Origin of the sequence: Deinococcus humi (assembly GCF_014201875.1) — a bacterium.
GTDB lineage: Bacteria > Deinococcota > Deinococci > Deinococcales > Deinococcaceae > Deinococcus > Deinococcus humi.
Window position 1 is genome coordinate 72,540 of sequence record NZ_JACHFL010000003.1, and the last position, 14,892, is coordinate 87,431.

The window sequence follows — 14,892 nt, forward strand, 5'->3', positions numbered from 1 at the left end:
TCCATAGGAGGGTTAAAGCGGGGCAGGCGTTCCAGAGCTGTCGGTCTCCAGCACCCTCTATCCCTTCCTCCGTATCGTTCACCCAATCCATCTTTCCGCCATATCCGGAAAACTATCACTTCTATGGATTCAAAAAGCCAACCATAGACCCATGACCACCGCCCAGTCCGACGCCCCTGTCATCCGCGCTCCCCGTGGGCCTCAGCGCACCGCCAAAGGATGGATTCAGGAAGCCGCCAAGCGCATGTTGATGAACAACCTCGACCCGGAAGTGGCCGAACACCCACAGCAGCTGGTGGTCTACGGTGGGCGCGGCAAGGCGGCGCGGAATTGGGAGGCCTTCCACAAGATCGTGGAAACGTTGGATCGTCTGGAGAACGACGAGACCCTCCTGATCCAGTCCGGCAAGCCGGTGGCCGTGCTGCGGACCCATGAGTTCGCGCCGCGCGTGATCCTGGCCAACTCCAATCTGGTGCCCCACTGGGCTACCTGGGAGGAGTTTGACCGACTGGATCAGGCCGGCTTGATGATGTACGGCCAGATGACCGCCGGAAGCTGGATCTACATCGGCACGCAGGGCATCTTGCAGGGCACCTACGAGACCTTTGCAGGTGCCGCAGACAAGCACTTCGGCGGCAGCCTCAAAGGCACCGTCACCGTCACCGCGGGCCTGGGGGGCATGGGCGGTGCGCAGCCACTGGCGGTCAAACTGGCCGGGGGCGTCAGCATCACCGTCGAAGTGGACCCAACGCGCATCGACAAACGCCTGGAAACCCGCTATCTGGATGAGGTGGCCGACAACCTTGAGGACGCCATCAGGCGCGCCGAGGCTTACAGGGCGGCGGGAGAAGCCCGTTCCATCGGCCTGCTTGGGAACGCCGCCGAGATTCTTCCCCAACTGGTGGAGCTGAACTGGACGCCGGATCTGGTCACCGATCAGACCAGCGCCCATGATCCGATGTGGGGCTATCTCCCTGTCACCACGCCCGATGAGGATGCCGCCGTGTTGCGCCAGGAGCAGCCCCAGGAGTACCGTGCGCGGGCCTACGACGCGATGGCTGCCCATGTCCGCGCCATTCTGGAATTGCAGCGGCGCGGCGCGGTGGCCTTCGATTACGGCAACAACCTGCGCCAGCGCGCAAAAGAGGCTGGGGTAGAGGACGCCTTCGCTTACCCCGGCTTCGTTCCGGCGTTCATTCGTGACTCCTTCTGCGAGGGGCGCGGGCCGTTCCGCTGGGTGGCGCTGTCGGGTGATCCGGAAGATATCCACGCCACCGACAGGGCGCTGCTGGAGCTGTTCCCCGACGACACGCGTCTGCAATCCTGGCTGAGCTACGCCGCCGACCAGATCGCTTTCCAGGGCCTTCCCGCCCGCATCTGCTGGCTGGGCTACCGCGAGCGCGACCGGGCGGCGCGGCTGTTCAACGAGATGGTGGCCGATGGCCGACTGAAGGCCCCCATTGTGATCGGGCGGGACCACCTGGATGCGGGCAGTGTCGCCAGCCCCTACCGCGAAACGGAGGCCATGCTGGACGGCTCTGACGCCGTGAGCGACTGGCCCTTGCTGAACTTCGGCATCGGCATTGCCTCCGGCGCAGCGTGGATGAGCTTTCACCACGGGGGCGGTGTGGGCCTAGGCTTCTCGCAGCACTCCGGCCTGGTGGCCCTGGCCGACGGCACCCCGGAGGCCGCCGAGCGCCTGAGTCGCTGCCTGACCAACGATCCAGCCATGGGCGTGCTGCGTCACGCCGACGCTGGCTATCCGCGGGCGCAGGATGTGGCGCGGGGACGCGGGCTGGATCTGCCGAGCCTGGGCATCGGGGGTCAGGCCGATGGTTGATAGTGGGCAGCCGATGGAAAGGGTGCCGCAGATTTTTCCCGCCTTCCGCACCGCGTGCCTTGTCCTCCACGTTTTCTACCCGTCACCCGCTGCGCGCCAGAGGCGCGAATGACCCACCTACCCTACGCTGGAATCCCCACCTTCGCCCGGGCGCCGTTTCAGCAGCCGGACGGCGACTGGACGGCAGACGTGGCCGTGCTGGGCATTCCCTTCGACATTGCCCTGGGCTTTCGCCCTGGCGCCCGCTTCGCGCCGCGTGCCCTGCGGGAGGCCAGCCTGCGCTACGTGCCGCCCTTCACGGGGCTGGACGGCGCAACCCGCTTGCAGAACGTGACCTGCGTGGATGCTGGGGACGTGGTGTTGCCCTCACTGGAGCCGGAACTGGCGCGCGAACGCATCACGCAGGCGGCGCGGCAGGTGAAATCCCGCTGCCGCCTTCCCGTCTTCCTGGGCGGCGATCACAGCGTCACCTACCCGCTGCTGCTGGCGTACCACGATCAGCCGGAGTTGCACGTCATTCAACTGGACGCGCATCTGGACTTCACCGAGACGCGCAACAGCACGCGCTACAGCAACTCCAGCCCATTTCGCCGCGCCGCCGAGGAGCTGCCCAACCTCGTCCACATCACCACCATCGGGCTGCGCGGCCTGCGGCATGATCCGGAGGCGGTGGCCGCGGCGCGGGCGCGGGGACACACGCTGGTGCCGATGGACGAGGTAGAGCCCGGTTTTGCCGACCTTGTGGGTGCGTTGCCTCCGGGCCGCCCGGTGTACCTGAGCGTGGACGTGGACGCCTTCGATCCCGCCGTGCTGCCGGGCACCAGCAGCCCGGAGCCGGATGGCTTCACGTATGCGCTGGCCCTGCGCCTGATCGCGGCGCTGGCCCGCCGTCATCATGTGCTGGCGCTGGACGTGGTGGAATTGGCTCCCAACCTTGACCCGACGGGCAGAAGCGAGCTGATCGCCGCGCGACTGATCATAGAAACGTTGTGCGAGGTGTTCCGTGATTGAGACGTTGTTCATGGGAATTTCAGAGCTGGTCACCCCGCCCCCCGGCCCACAGCGTGGCGCGGCCATGCGCGAGGTGACCGTCATCAAGGACGCGGCCCTGCTCGTCCGGGATGGCCGGATCGCCTGGGTGGGACCAGCGCGAGAGTCTCCCGCCGTTCCAACAGAGCATGATCTGGGCGGCGTGGCTGTTGTTCCTGGCCTGATCGATCCGCACACCCACGCAGTCTGGGCCGGCGATCGGCTGGGCGATTTCGAGGCCCGGGTGGCGGGCGTTCCCTACGAAACCATTCTGGCGGCGGGCGGAGGCATTCGCTCCAGCATCACGGCGACGGCGGCGGCGACGGTGGAGGAACTGGTGGCCCTGGCCCGTCCGCGCCTGATGGCCTTGCGCCAGTCCGGGGCCACCACGGCCGAGGTCAAGAGCGGCTACGGCATGGACTTCAGCGCCGAGCTGCGAATGCTGCGGGCGATCCGGGCCTTGCAGCGCGAATTTTCCCTGGTGTCCACCCTGCTGATCCACGTGCCGCCCACCGAGGAGCGGGAGGCCTACGTGCGCGGCGTCTGCCAGGAACTCATTCCCCTGGCTGCTGCCGAACAGCTCGCCTCTGCGGTGGACGTGTTCTGCGAGGCGGAGGCCTTCTCGGTGGAGGAGGCCCGGCGGATTTTCTTGGCAGCCCAGGCGAACAGCCTGAAGATCAAACTCCACGCCGATCAGTTTCACGCTCTGGGCGGCACTGAACTGGCCTGCCAGCTGGGGGCGCTGAGCGTGGATCATCTGGAAGCCAGCGGCCCGGCGCAGATCGCGGCGCTGGCGGCCTCCGGCACGGTGGCCACTATTCTGCCTGGCGTGACCCTGCACCTGGGCCTGCCCGCCGCGCCGGGCCGCCGGCTGATCGACGCAGGAGCGGCGGTGGCCCTGGGCACAGACCTGAACCCTGGCAGCTCGCCGCTGTTCAGCGCGGCAATGGCCGTGGCTCTGGCCGTGCGCCTGAACGGCCTGACCCCAGCCGAGGCGCTGACTGCCGCCACCGTCAACGCCGCCGCTGCGCTTGGCCTGTCGGACCGCGGCGCTTTAAGTGTCGGTCAACGTGCCGATTTCCTGTCGCTGCGTGGCCCGGACTGGCGCGAATTGCCATACACCCTGGGGACAAACCCGGTGCGAGAAGTGTTTGTGGAGGGAGTGAACCAATGATCCTGGACCGAAGTTTGTCGCTGGAAGAATTTATCCGCGTGGTTCGCGGCGGTGAGCCCGTGGAACTGGCGGAGACAGCCCGTGAACGCATCCTGACCGCCCGCGCTGTGGTCGAGCGCATCGTGGAGGGCGGCGCGGCGGTGTACGGTATCAATACGGGCTTCGGCAAGTTCGCCAGCGTGCGGGTGGGCAATGACGAACTCCAGCAGCTCCAGTACAACCTGATCGTGTCGCACGCCATCGGGGTGGGCGAGGCCCTGCCCGCCGAGGTGGTGCGCGGCATGCTGCTGCTGCGCGCCGTGTCGCTGTGTCAGGGCCACTCGGGGGTGCGTCCGGCGGTCGTGGACCTGCTGCTGGCGCTGTTGAACGCGGGGGCGCATCCAGTGGTGCCCGCGCAGGGCAGCGTGGGCGCGTCGGGCGATCTGGCCCCGCTCGCCCATCTGGCCCTGGCCTTGATCGGGCTGGGCGAGATCGAATACGGCGGTGAGGTTTGCCCCGCCGCCGAGGTGCTGGCCGGGCTGGGGCTCACCCCGCTGACCTTGCAGGCCAAGGAGGGCCTCGCGCTGATCAACGGCACGCAGCTGATGGGCAGCCTGCTGGGGCTGGCGCTCGCGGACGCCCACACGCTGCTGGGCACGGCCAACCTGGCGGCGGCCATGACCGTGGAGGCCCTGTACGGTTCTCATCAGCCCTTCCGCGCCGATCTGGTGGGCCTGCGCCCGCATCCCGGCGCGGTGGCGGTGGCCGCCGAGCTGCGCCACTTCCTGCGCGGCTCCGAGATCGCACCCAGCCACGCCGAATGCGGCAAGGTGCAGGATCCATACTCGCTCCGCGCCGTGCCGCAGGTCCACGGCGCAACCCACGACGCGCTGGCCCAGGCGGCCCTTGTTCTGGAGACCGAATTTGCCTCCGTGACCGACAATCCGCTGGTCTTTCCCGAAACGGGCGAGGTGGTGTCGGGCGGCAATTTCCACGGACAGCCACTGGCCCTGACCGCCGACGCCCTGAAGGTGGCGGTGGCCGAGCTGGGCAGCGTCAGCGAGCGCCGCTGCGAGCAATTGCTCAATCCGTCCCTCAGCGGGCTGCCGGGTTTTCTGGCTGCGCACGGTGGTCTCAACAGCGGCCTGATGATCGCGCAGTACACGGCGGCCGCGCTGGTCAGCGAGAACAAGGTGCTAGCCCACCCCGCCAGCGTGGACAGCATTCCCACCAGCGCCAACCAGGAGGATCATGTCAGCATGGGCGCGCACGGCGCACGCCAGTTGCGCCAGATTCTGGGCCACGTCCAGACCGTGGTCAGCATTGAACTGCTGTGCGCCGCCCAGGCGCTGGATTTCCAGAAACTCCGTGCGGGCGTGGGCGCCCAGGCCGCCTACGAGGGCATCCGTCAGGTCGTGCCAACGATGGAGGAGGACCGTTACTACCGCCCCGATCTGTTGCATCTGCGCGAGCTGGTGGTGAGCGGCGAATTGCTGGAGACGGCCCGGCGGGCCTAGCCAGCTGTAAAAAGGGGAGCCTCGCGTGCTGCGAGGCTCCCCTGGCTTTATCCTTTCTGACTAAGTTAAACGCCAGCAGGCACCTTCATCATCGGCTTCAGGGCATCGTCGAATCGGTCATACCCGGCGAAGTCCAGTTGTTGCTCGTTGTCGCTCAGGGCGGTGGCGGGGCTGGGGTGGACCTCGATGTGGATGCCGTCCGCCCCGACGGCCAGCGCCGCCTTGGCCAGCGGGATCAGCAGGTCACGGCGTCCGGCGGCGTGGGTCACGTCCACGACCACGGGCAGGTGGGTTTCCTGTTTGGCGAGGGCCACCGCCGAGAGATCCAGCGTGTTGCGGGTCCACTTCTCGAAGGTGCGGATGCCGCGCTCGCACAGGATGACCTCGTTGTTGCCTTCCGAGAGGATGTACTCGGCGGCGTACAGCCATTCCTCGATGGTGGCTGAAAGCCCGCGCTTGAGCAGCACCGGGCGACGGGCGCGGCCGACCTCGCGCAGCAGGGCGAAGTTGTGCATGTTGCGCGCCCCGACCTGCAGGATGTCGGCGTACTCGGCCACCACCTCCACGTCGCGGGTGTCCATCACCTCGGTCACGAACAGCATCTTGTTGGCGCGGGCCACCCGGCCCCCCAGGATCAGGCCGTCCACGCCCATGCCCTGGAAGCCGTAGGGGCTGGTGCGCGGCTTGTACGCCCCGCCGCGCAGAATCTTCACACCCTTGGCCGCCAGATACTCGGCGGTCTGTTCCATCTGTTCTTCCGATTCGATGCTGCACGGCCCGGCAATGATGATGGGCGGTTCGTTGCCACCGATCTTGACGCCGTCGATGTCCAGAACGGTGTCCTCCCTCTTGACCTTGCGCGACACCAGCAGCTGCTTCTTGTCGTTGCTCTCTTCCAGCGCCAAGCTGGCCTTGAAGATTTCCTTGAAGATGCTCTTGACTGTGGCGCCCGTGAAGGGGCCGGGGTTCAGTTCCTCCAGCTCGCGCAGTTGCTGTTCCTCGCGCGCCGGGTCGTAATGGTTGGGACGGCCTTCCTGGGTCTTGGCGTGACCGATCTGGGCCACCACCGTGGCGCGCTGGGACAGCAGTTTCAACAGATCACGGTTGATCTGGTCAATCTCGGAGCGGAGGTCTTCGATGGTACGCGGTTGTGTCATACTCCGCAGTCTAGGAAAAACCCGCATGACCCTCCTTCCATGCGGCTAGTCAATTGAAAGGAGTTGTCCAACTCCGGTGTTCTGGGAGCCACCTTCCTCCGCGGTATTGACCATGTGCGCGGCCACCCGCGTCAGTGCCGAATGCAGTTCGCGCGCCTCTGCCTCCCCGATCTGCGGCGTGTCCCGCAGGGCGCGGGCCATGCACGCCAGCCACGCCCGCCCGCGCGTGGGTGTGATGGCATGAGGCAGATGACGCGCCCGCAATCTGGGTGGGCCGTACGTCCGGTGGTAGAGCGGGGGCCCGCCCAGAAAGCCGGTCAGAAAGGCCAGTTGCTTCTCGGCGGTCAACGTCAGATCGTTGGGAAAGATCGGGGCGAGGTCCGGGTCCTGGGCCACCAGCATGTAAAAACGGGTCACCAGCGCTGACAGCGCCTCCGGCCCGATGCGTTCGTACAGCGAGCCGCCCGCGGAGAGTTGAAGGGGTGCGGTCATGCGGGCAGGCTAGCAAACCAGCAAAAAGAGAGGCGGACGCGCGTCCACCTCCCTGGAAAAAGACGGGGAGCGCTACACGTCGCGGCGGTCAAAGGCGTAGATCGCCATCAGGCCGAATCCCAGGGTGTAGATCAGGAGCAGGATCAAAGGTTGCCCGATATCGCCCTGCTGGACGTACAGCCCGAAGTGCGAGGTCAGCAGGATGCGCTGAAGGGTCTCCGGCAGCACCACCAGCAGGCGCATCACGATCAGGGTGGCGAAGGTGGCCAGCGCCGAGGCTGCCGTGTTCAGGTACAGCACCCCGAACAGCAGCGACAGTGCCGCTACCGGCATCAGCACGATGGCCGCCAGGAACGCGCCGCGCAGAACCTGCCCTAAGGCCTCGCCGCCGCTGAGCTGGCCCACGCCCACGAACAGGCCCGGCCCCAGGCCAGTGCCCCCCGTGAAAGTGCCGAAGCCCAGAGGAATTCCCGCCAGCAGCGATCCGGCCACCGTGGTGGCGATCAGCAAAAAAGGGAAGATCAGCGCGGCGATCAGTTTGCTGGCAATGACCTTGGTCCGGTCCACTGGACGCAGCAGCAGCGGGGCCAGGGTGCCCTGCGCCGTTTCCGAGCCGATGGTCTCGGCCACGGTCACGGCGATGAAGAGGGGCAGCAGGTACTGGATGGTCACGCCGATACTGACGGCGGGCAACTGCCACCCGCTGATCATGTTGACCTGAATCAGCGCGCTCAGCCGCGGCGCGAAGGCCCAGATCAGCGGCAGCAGAAAGGTCACGATCAGGGCCAGCTTGGCGCTGCGCGAGCCCAGCAGCTTACGGAATTCCAGCAGCAGGAGTGTCAGCATGGGCGGCACCGGGACAGGCCAGGGAGGACGGACAGAAGGACACCAGTGATCGGGACAGTCATCAGGCTTGCTCCACGCGCTCGCGGTAATACTCGTACAGGTCGAAGTGATCGGGACTGGCCTCGAAGACCCGGATGCCCTCCTCGCTCAGGCGTGACAGGGCGTCGGGCACGCGGGCCTCACCGCCCAGATGCGCGATGGCAAAGGGGGTGCGGGTGCTGACCTTGCGGACGAAGGGCAGACGCTCCAGCACCGCTGCGGCGCCCACCGGATCGTCCACCCGGAAACGGTAGGCCGCCTGACGGGCGCGCAGATCCACGGTGTCCACCAGTCGCCCCCCGGTCAGGATGCCCACCGTATGGGCGTAGGTGGCAATTTCGCGCAGGTGGTGCGTGCTCAGGACCACCGCGCAGCCGTCCGTCGCCAGACTGGTCACGATGCGGTGGATCAGCCCGATGCCCAGCGGATCGAGGCCGCTGGTCGGCTCGTCCAGAATCAGCACTTTCGGCTCGGCCAGGATGGCGCTGGCGACGCCCAGCCGTTGCCGCTGTCCCAGCGAGTACTCCTGCACTTTGCGGTCGGCCATGCGGGTCAGCTCCAGGAGCGCCAGCACCTCGCGCAGCCGGTCCCGGCTCACCCGCCGCCCACCAGGGGCCATTGCCGCCAGATTGGCGTGGATCTGCAGATTCTGGGTGCCGGTGAACTGCGGGTAGAACTTGGCCGGAGCTTCCACCACTGCCCCCAGGTAGGCGCGGGCGCGCGCGCCATCGGTGTGCACGTCGCGGCCCATCAGCCTGACCTCGCCGCCGGTGGGAAAGGCCAGGCCGGTCATGCAGCGGATCAGGGTGGTCTTGCCGGTGCCGTTGGGGCCGGTCAGGGCATAGACCTCGCCGGGACGGACGTTCAAAAACACTTCCTCCAGAACGCTGTGGTTGCCGTACTTCTTGTTCAGCCCCCGGACCTCGATGGCAGGAATGGCGGGCGCGCCTTGCTTCGTCACCTGGGCACATTAACGCGCCATAAATCAACGAGTTCTTACAGGATTCCCTCGATCTACAAAAGCGGCCAGCAGGGAACCCCCGCTGGCCAACCCCGACTGCTTGCGTCTTAGAACATTTTGAAGCGCGTCAGCTTGAACGGCGTTTCGGGAATACCGCCCTGTAATTTATCCAGTTGCCCCTGCGTGACCACCACGTCACCGTCCACCCGCGCCAGCGTGGTGGGGAACTTGAGGCCCGTCAGCGGCTCTTCCATGACCAGGGTGCCGCTGCCATAGTCGGCGCCGAGGCTGACCTTACTCACGACTCCGTCCGCGTTGCGGGCCACGTACAGGGTCTGGCCGTCCAGCAGCAGGCCGTCGCCATTCTTCAGACCGGCCATGACCTTCCGGACGGCCTTGGTCCGCGTGTCGATGCGCCACAACTCGCCGGTGTTGAGCTGGATGCTCAGCAGGTACCGCCCGTCCGGCGTGGCCACGATGCCGTTCAGATTGATGCCGGGGCCGTACTTGATGGGGGTGCCGCCCAGATTCAGCCAGGGCTCTACTTTCATGTCCCGCACGCGCCAGATGACCGGACGGGTGGAGTCGGTCACGTAGACGCTGCCGTCAGAGGTGGGAATCAGGTCATTGAGGTAGGGATTGGGGCTGGGCGGCGTCATCAGTGTAGCGATGGGTGCGCCGTCCTTCGACAGGATGTTGATGGCCCCGGTCGCGCCCCCGGCCACCCACAGGCGGCCCTGAGCGTCTACCTTCAGGCCCAGTGCGGTACTGCGCCCCTTGGCTCCCCCCTCCGAGAAGAGGCTGGTGGCTCCTGTCGTGGCATTGATGGCGTAGATGTTGCCGTTGGCCGCGCTGCCGGTGTAGATCACGCCCTTGCTGGTGTCGTAGGCCACACCCTCCGGGAAACTCTGCGGATCGGGCAGTGGGTAGTCACGCGCGGTGAAGTTGTTGCGAAGAATGACCCCGCAACGCTCACGCGCGCCGCTCTTGCCACTGGGATCGCTCTTGTAGTCGTCCATGCCCGTGTGAATTACGATCGAACGGTTCAGCACGCCGTTCATCCCTGTCAGGCTGAGCTTGCTGGTGGTGAACGTGGCCTTGCCGGTGCCGTCCGCGCTCACTTCCAGCATGGGCAGGTCCCCACCGTGGCCGTACTTGTTGCCCGCGTCAGGGCCATCGTGATTCTTGCTGTGGCCCGGATCGAAATGACCGCCCGCGCCGCCGAAGGGCACCACCTTGTTCTCTGCAGGGTCCACCCCGGGGGTGCAGCGCCCGAACTCGTGGACGTGCAGCCCATGCATCCCAGGGTTCAGGCCGCTGACATTGACCGTGACGCGTACACCCATGCCCGCCTGCTCGAAGGTGGCCGCGCCGCGCACCTCCCCGGCGGCGTCACGCAGGGCCGCCGTCGCGCTCAGATTGGCGGGCATCGGCGTCATCGATTCGGCTCCGCCTGCCATCACCAGACCGCTCAGGAGCAGCGCCGCACCGCCCAGCCCGAGGACCAGCGTCTTCTTGACCTGCCGCATCATTTGCCTCCGGTATACAGCACGCGGTACAGCACGCCACTCTGATCGTCGGTGAACAGCAGGCTGCCGTCGGTGTACTGCGCCACACCTGCCACACGTCCGAACTGCTTCCACACGTCGCCGTCCTGATACACGAAACCGCTGACGAAGGGCGTCACCGCGCTTGGCTTGTTGTTCGCGTCGAAGGCCACATGCCCGATGTAGTAGCCGCTGGGCTCGGAACGGTTCCACGAGCCCCGGAAGGCCACGAAGGCGCTGTTCTTGTACTCGGCGGGAAACTGGCTGGCGGTGTAGAAGGTCATGTCGATGGCTGCCGCGTGCGCGGTGTTGTTCAGCACGCTGCCCACGGTTCCGGCGCAGTATTCGGCCTTGGTGATCTGCCCGGGAATGCTCGACACGTTCACGTAGGGATCAGGCTGCTTGTCGCCGTAGCAGAACGGCCAGCCGTAATTCTTGCCGCGCTCCAGCACGTTCATCTCCTCGGGGGGGATGTTGTCACCGTGCCAGTCGCTGCCCTGATCCCAGCCGTACAGCACGCCCGTCACCGGGTGCCAGCCGAAACCGATGGTGTGCCGCAGCCCACGAGAGTAGACCTCGCGGCTCTTGCCGTCCGGCGAAATCCGGAGCATGGTGGCGTCTTCTGGGTTGGGCGTAGGCGCGTCGTTGTTGGGGCTGCCGAACGCCGCGTACAGGTAGCCGTCCGGTCCCCAGTGCATGCCGCGCGCGCTGTGCTGCCCCGCGTCAGGAAAGTCGGTGGCAAACACGCGCGGCACGCTGACGCTGCCGTCCTTCGCCATGTCCATCACCCAGATGTTTTTCTCGCCTGCCACATACATCTTGCCGTTCTTGACTGCCATCGCGTGCGCTGTACCGAGGTTCTGCGCCACCCGCTTGCGCTCCACCGCCTCGATCTGGCCGTCGCCGTTGACGTCTTTCAGGTACCACAGGTCACTCTGCTTCATGCGGGTCAGGTAGATGCCGCCGTCGGGCATCACCAGCAGGCTGCGGGCGTTGCCCAGCCCCGTCGCCATGACCTTCAGCTGGAAGCCTGCCGGAACCTTCAGCCTGCTCAGCTTGTCTGCCGTGAATTCCTGCGGTGTGGGCTCGTTGCGGGTGGCGGTCACGGTAGCTGGCGGCTCGCCTGGGGGAATGGGGCGCGGGGCGGGAACGCCCTGCGCGGCCGACGTGGCAGACACGGTCAGGGCCGCCGTGAGGGCGGTCAGAACAAATCGTCTCATTGTGGATCCTCCGCCCAGTATCGTGCCGAAGCGGACAGCGACGAAGTGGGGGGGCATTACCATGTGGGACATTGTTCAACGTTAATTTAAGGTCAGCTTCAGGCTGGGTGGACGTTCTCCCGCTTGACCTTCACGGGCGTTCCACAAACAGGGGCAGGGCTGAGGCCTGCGCTGCGCCCATCTGCACGGCGCGGCGGTGCAACTCCTGAACGGCGCGGGTGCCTTCCTCCCCCACATCCAAACTGAAAGGGTTCACGTACAGGTCGATGTGCGCCTGCATTACCTCATCTGCCATTTCCAGGGCATGCTGCCGGATGTACGCGCGCGAGGCCTCGGGATGGGCGTAGGCGTACTCCAGGCTGGCCCGCACCGATTCGTTCAACGCCCACTGCGTGTCCGTGGCCAGATCGCGCCGCACCAGGATCGCGCCCAGTGGCAGGGGCAAACCCGTCTCGGCTTCCCACCATGCGCCCAGATCCATATGTTGACTGAGGCCATGCTGCGCGTAGGTAAAACGCGACTCATGGATGATCAGGCCCGCGTCCACCTCGCCGCGCTCCACCGCGGGCATGACCTCGTCGTAACGCATGCGCACCACCCTGACTTCGGGATAGACCAGCCGCAACAGTAACTCGGCGGTGGTCAGCGCGCCGGGCGAGGCCACGGTCTTGCTGTTCAAGTTCCCAACGTCGCCGCGCGTCACGATCAGTGGCCCCACGCCGCGCCCCAGTGCCCCACCCGCGCGCAGGGCCACGTACCGGTCCATCACGCCGAAGTAGGCCCGGTAACTGATCTTGGTCATGGGCAGGCGGCCCAGCGCGGCCCAGTCGTTGAGGGTCTGCACGTCCTCCAGCACTTCGCTCACGGGCAGGGGCGCGGGCACCAGCCCGGCGTGCAGGGCGTGGAAGATAAAAGTGTCGTTGGGGCAGAAGGAATAGCCCAGTTGCAGTGTGTCAGGAAGGGCAGGCGTGAGACTCATGCCTCAGGGTACGCCCCGCCTCACGCGTTGATCAGCGGTGCATCACACTGCCGCCGCATGCTGTGTGGCATGAAGAGGCTTGCCCTGTTGACGGCTCTGAGTTGCCTGGCCTGCGCGGAGGCGGGCGGCGCGGACGGCGGCATTCCCATCGGTCTCGGCTCCCAGGGCTGCGCTCCGGGGTACATGGCGCCAGATTTTGCTCGCCTGGACAGCGAACTGCAAACCGCCCGCCTGCGCTGGAAGATGGCAAACCTGCAGCAGTACCGCTACGATTTTGCCCGGATCGCCGCGCCCCTGCGCTTTCCCGACGTGACGGTCACGGTGAAGACCGGGAAACTCCAGGGGGTGGCCTTCAAGAATCCGGCAGAGGCCACCGCCTCGCCGCCCATGGGCGCGGGTCCGATGGAGACCTTGTTTCTGGAGGTCACCCGTGCCCTCGGCTACCAGAAGGCCCAGCCCTGCGCCGATCTGCGCGTGACCTTCGACGCGGTGGACGGCCATCCCACCACGTTCTACAGCGGCTCCCGCTTCAGTCCCATCGCCGACGGGTACGCCGAGTGGCGCGTGACGGGATTCACCGCACGCCGCTGAGCAGGTCCCGGGCGCCCTGGGCGTCCCGTGTTAGTTGTGCCTTCAGCTCGTCGAGGCCGCTGAATTTCTGCTCGCCGCGCAGGTACGAGAAGAATTTGACCTGCAACTCCTTGCCGTAGAGGTTGCCCTCGAAGTCAAACAGATGCACCTCGAAGCGGCGCGTTTTGCCATTGACGGTGGGCCGGAAGCCCACGTTCGCCATGCCGTGCCAGCGTTCGCCCCGGTCTCCCAGAGCCACAACGGCAAAGACGCCCAGCGGCAGCGCCTTGCCGTCCGGCACGCCGATATTGGCGGTGGGCCAGCCAATCGTGCGGCCCAGCTGATCGCCGTGGATGACCACACCCTGCGCGTCGTAATGGCGGCCCAGCAAGCGGCCCGCGCCGTCCACATCGCCCGTCGCCAGCAGTTCGCGGATGCGGGTGCTCTTGATGTCCTCGCCGCCCAGCTGGTGCATCGGCAGGGCCACCACCTCGTCGGCCACTCGGCGCAGGTCTTCAACGCCCCCGGCCCGGCCACGTCCGAAATGGAAGTCTTCACCCACCACGACGGTGCGCGGACGCAGGGTCCGCAAGTCGTCCAGAAAGGCTTCCTTGGGACGGGCCGCGAACTCGGCGGTAAAGGACGTGGCAATCGTCTCGTCCACGCCGTAGCGGGCCAGTAGATCGAGCTTCTCGGGCAGGGTGGACAGGAATTCCACGCCCTGGGTCAGCACCCGCGTGGGCGGATCGAAGGTGTAGACCACGCTGGGCACACGGTGCTCGCGGGCCTTGGCCTTTACCTGGGCAATTAAAGCCTGATGCCCCAGATGCACGCCGTCAAAAGAGCCGACAGCCACCACGGTCTCGGTATCCGGGCGCTGGGAGGGCGAAACGTAGGTCTTCACTCGTCTGCCGCCGCACCATTTGTGTTCAGAATCTGCACGCCGTACATCGCCGCCGCCAGAGTGGACGCGCTGCCGACGATCCGGCCCTCACGCATGCCGTCCAGCACTTTCTGGGGCGACATCCACAACACCTCGATGTCTTCGTCCTCGTCTTGGGGCAGTCTGCTCTCGCGCAGCGCCGTCGCCTGGAACACGTACAGTTGCTCGTCGCAGAAGCCTGGGCTGGAGTAGAAACGGGTCAGCAGACGCATCTCGCCGTCCAGTCCGGCCTCCTCCTGCAGTTCGCGGCGGGCCGCCGCTTCTGGTGATTCCTCGCCGTCAATCAGGCCCGCCGGGGCTTCCAGCGTGTGAGCGTCTACAGCGCGGCGAAACTGGCGCACCAGCAACATCTCGCCCGCGTCATTGAGTGCCAGCACGGCCACCGCGTCGGCGTGACGAATCACCTCCCATTTGTTCTCCAGCAGTTCTAGCTTCAGGATGTGGCCGTCGTAGATGGTCCGTGCGTCGCCAGTCATGCGGGCCATTGTAGGGATGTAGGCGGGTGTTTGGCTCCGGCAGGTGGGGCATAAGCTTCAGCAAATGCCCTACCCCAGAGGGGCAGGGTTCGCTGGTTGGACTGGGCGAGGGATGGAGGTGGT

General features: G+C 66.3%; 14 protein-coding genes. 5 read left to right on the plus strand and 9 right to left on the minus strand.

Translation table 11 applies throughout. From position 1 onward, the window contains the following. Window positions 1-151: 151 nt before the first annotated feature. The 4 genes from hutU (at window position 152) to hutH (ending at window position 5,539) form a co-directional block, all read left to right on the plus strand. Complete coding sequence (hutU, locus tag HNQ08_RS07150; protein WP_184129155.1) at window positions 152-1,840, plus strand: urocanate hydratase; 1,689 nt, start codon at window positions 152-154, stop codon at window positions 1,838-1,840. A gap of 108 nt (window positions 1,841-1,948) precedes the next feature. After that, window positions 1,949-2,851: an arginase family protein gene (locus HNQ08_RS07155; protein WP_184129158.1), complete on the plus strand. Its 903-nt coding sequence runs from the start codon at window positions 1,949-1,951 to the stop codon at window positions 2,849-2,851. Window positions 2,852-2,861: 10 nt separating this feature from the next. Further along, window positions 2,862-4,043 carry an imidazolonepropionase gene (gene hutI / locus HNQ08_RS07160; protein ID WP_221284059.1) on the plus strand — a complete coding sequence of 394 codons (1,182 nt, stop codon included), beginning with the start codon at window positions 2,862-2,864 and terminating at the stop codon, window positions 4,041-4,043. After that, window positions 4,040-5,539 carry a histidine ammonia-lyase gene (gene hutH / locus HNQ08_RS07165; protein ID WP_184129164.1) on the plus strand — a complete coding sequence of 500 codons (1,500 nt, stop codon included), beginning with the start codon at window positions 4,040-4,042 and terminating at the stop codon, window positions 5,537-5,539. Before hutI ends, hutH begins: the two co-directional genes overlap by 4 nt. Window positions 5,540-5,604: 65 nt before the next feature. Here the strand turns inward: hutH and HNQ08_RS07170 are convergent, their stop codons facing one another. The 7 genes from HNQ08_RS07170 to HNQ08_RS07200 all read right to left on the minus strand — a co-directional run bounded on the left by HNQ08_RS07170 (window position 5,605) and on the right by HNQ08_RS07200 (window position 12,780). After that, window positions 5,605-6,696 carry a bifunctional 3-deoxy-7-phosphoheptulonate synthase/chorismate mutase gene (locus tag HNQ08_RS07170; RefSeq protein ID WP_184129167.1) on the minus strand — a complete coding sequence of 364 codons (1,092 nt, stop codon included), beginning with the start codon at window positions 6,694-6,696 and terminating at the stop codon, window positions 5,605-5,607. Window positions 6,697-6,741: 45 nt separating this feature from the next. Next, window positions 6,742-7,188 carry a globin domain-containing protein gene (locus HNQ08_RS07175; RefSeq protein WP_184129170.1) on the minus strand — a complete coding sequence of 149 codons (447 nt, stop codon included), beginning with the start codon at window positions 7,186-7,188 and terminating at the stop codon, window positions 6,742-6,744. 72 nt (window positions 7,189-7,260) lie between these two features. After that, window positions 7,261-8,034: an ABC transporter permease gene (locus HNQ08_RS07180; RefSeq protein ID WP_184129173.1), complete on the minus strand. Its 774-nt coding sequence runs from the start codon at window positions 8,032-8,034 to the stop codon at window positions 7,261-7,263. Window positions 8,035-8,095: 61 nt separating this feature from the next. Beyond that, window positions 8,096-9,034, minus strand: coding sequence for an ABC transporter ATP-binding protein (locus tag HNQ08_RS07185; protein WP_184129176.1), 939 nt, complete (start codon window positions 9,032-9,034; stop codon window positions 8,096-8,098). 107 nt (window positions 9,035-9,141) lie between these two features. Then, a complete protein-coding gene (locus tag HNQ08_RS07190) occupies window positions 9,142-10,566 on the minus strand; it encodes a superoxide dismutase family protein (RefSeq protein WP_229789999.1) in 1,425 nt (474 codons plus the stop codon). After that, window positions 10,563-11,801: a PQQ-dependent sugar dehydrogenase gene (locus HNQ08_RS07195; protein WP_184129179.1), complete on the minus strand. Its 1,239-nt coding sequence runs from the start codon at window positions 11,799-11,801 to the stop codon at window positions 10,563-10,565. The genes HNQ08_RS07190 and HNQ08_RS07195 overlap by 4 nt, the downstream gene beginning before the upstream one ends. Before the next feature lie 130 nt (window positions 11,802-11,931). Next, a complete protein-coding gene (locus tag HNQ08_RS07200; protein WP_184129182.1) occupies window positions 11,932-12,780 on the minus strand; it encodes a 1,4-dihydroxy-6-naphtoate synthase in 849 nt (282 codons plus the stop codon). 69 nt (window positions 12,781-12,849) lie between these two features. On the opposite strand from HNQ08_RS07200, the gene HNQ08_RS07205 reads away from it, so the two are divergent. Continuing rightward, window positions 12,850-13,371 (plus strand): DUF6174 domain-containing protein, encoded by a 522-nt coding sequence (locus HNQ08_RS07205; protein WP_184129184.1) that lies wholly within the window; start codon window positions 12,850-12,852, stop codon window positions 13,369-13,371. On the opposite strand, the gene ribF is transcribed toward HNQ08_RS07205, so the two are convergent. Together ribF and HNQ08_RS07215 are read right to left on the minus strand one after the other, a co-directional pair. Then, window positions 13,355-14,254 (minus strand): riboflavin biosynthesis protein RibF, encoded by a 900-nt coding sequence (gene ribF / locus HNQ08_RS07210; RefSeq protein ID WP_184129186.1) that lies wholly within the window; start codon window positions 14,252-14,254, stop codon window positions 13,355-13,357. The genes HNQ08_RS07205 and ribF overlap by 17 nt on opposite strands. Beyond that, complete coding sequence (locus tag HNQ08_RS07215) at window positions 14,251-14,769, minus strand: NUDIX domain-containing protein (protein WP_184129188.1); 519 nt, start codon at window positions 14,767-14,769, stop codon at window positions 14,251-14,253. Before HNQ08_RS07215 ends, ribF begins: the two co-directional genes overlap by 4 nt. Window positions 14,770-14,892: the final 123 nt, after the last annotated feature.

What these genes read in the sequence shown, in the direction of transcription:
- HNQ08_RS07170 (WP_184129167.1), bottom strand. Translation starts at nt 6,696, where the DNA reads ATGACACAACCGCGTACCATCGAAGACCTCCGCTCCGAGATTGACCAG.
- HNQ08_RS07155 (WP_184129158.1), top strand. Translation starts at nt 1,949, where the DNA reads ATGACCCACCTACCCTACGCTGGAATCCCCACCTTCGCCCGGGCGCCG.
- HNQ08_RS07200 (WP_184129182.1), bottom strand. Translation starts at nt 12,780, where the DNA reads ATGAGTCTCACGCCTGCCCTTCCTGACACACTGCAACTGGGCTATTCC.
- hutU (WP_184129155.1), top strand. Translation starts at nt 152, where the DNA reads ATGACCACCGCCCAGTCCGACGCCCCTGTCATCCGCGCTCCCCGTGGG.
- hutI (WP_221284059.1), top strand. Translation starts at nt 2,862, where the DNA reads ATGGGAATTTCAGAGCTGGTCACCCCGCCCCCCGGCCCACAGCGTGGC.
- HNQ08_RS07195 (WP_184129179.1), bottom strand. Translation starts at nt 11,801, where the DNA reads ATGAGACGATTTGTTCTGACCGCCCTCACGGCGGCCCTGACCGTGTCT.
- HNQ08_RS07215 (WP_184129188.1), bottom strand. Translation starts at nt 14,769, where the DNA reads ATGACTGGCGACGCACGGACCATCTACGACGGCCACATCCTGAAGCTA.
- HNQ08_RS07190 (WP_229789999.1), bottom strand. Translation starts at nt 10,566, where the DNA reads ATGATGCGGCAGGTCAAGAAGACGCTGGTCCTCGGGCTGGGCGGTGCG.
- HNQ08_RS07180 (WP_184129173.1), bottom strand. Translation starts at nt 8,034, where the DNA reads ATGCTGACACTCCTGCTGCTGGAATTCCGTAAGCTGCTGGGCTCGCGC.
- HNQ08_RS07205 (WP_184129184.1), top strand. Translation starts at nt 12,850, where the DNA reads ATGAAGAGGCTTGCCCTGTTGACGGCTCTGAGTTGCCTGGCCTGCGCG.
- hutH (WP_184129164.1), top strand. Translation starts at nt 4,040, where the DNA reads ATGATCCTGGACCGAAGTTTGTCGCTGGAAGAATTTATCCGCGTGGTT.
- HNQ08_RS07175 (WP_184129170.1), bottom strand. Translation starts at nt 7,188, where the DNA reads ATGACCGCACCCCTTCAACTCTCCGCGGGCGGCTCGCTGTACGAACGC.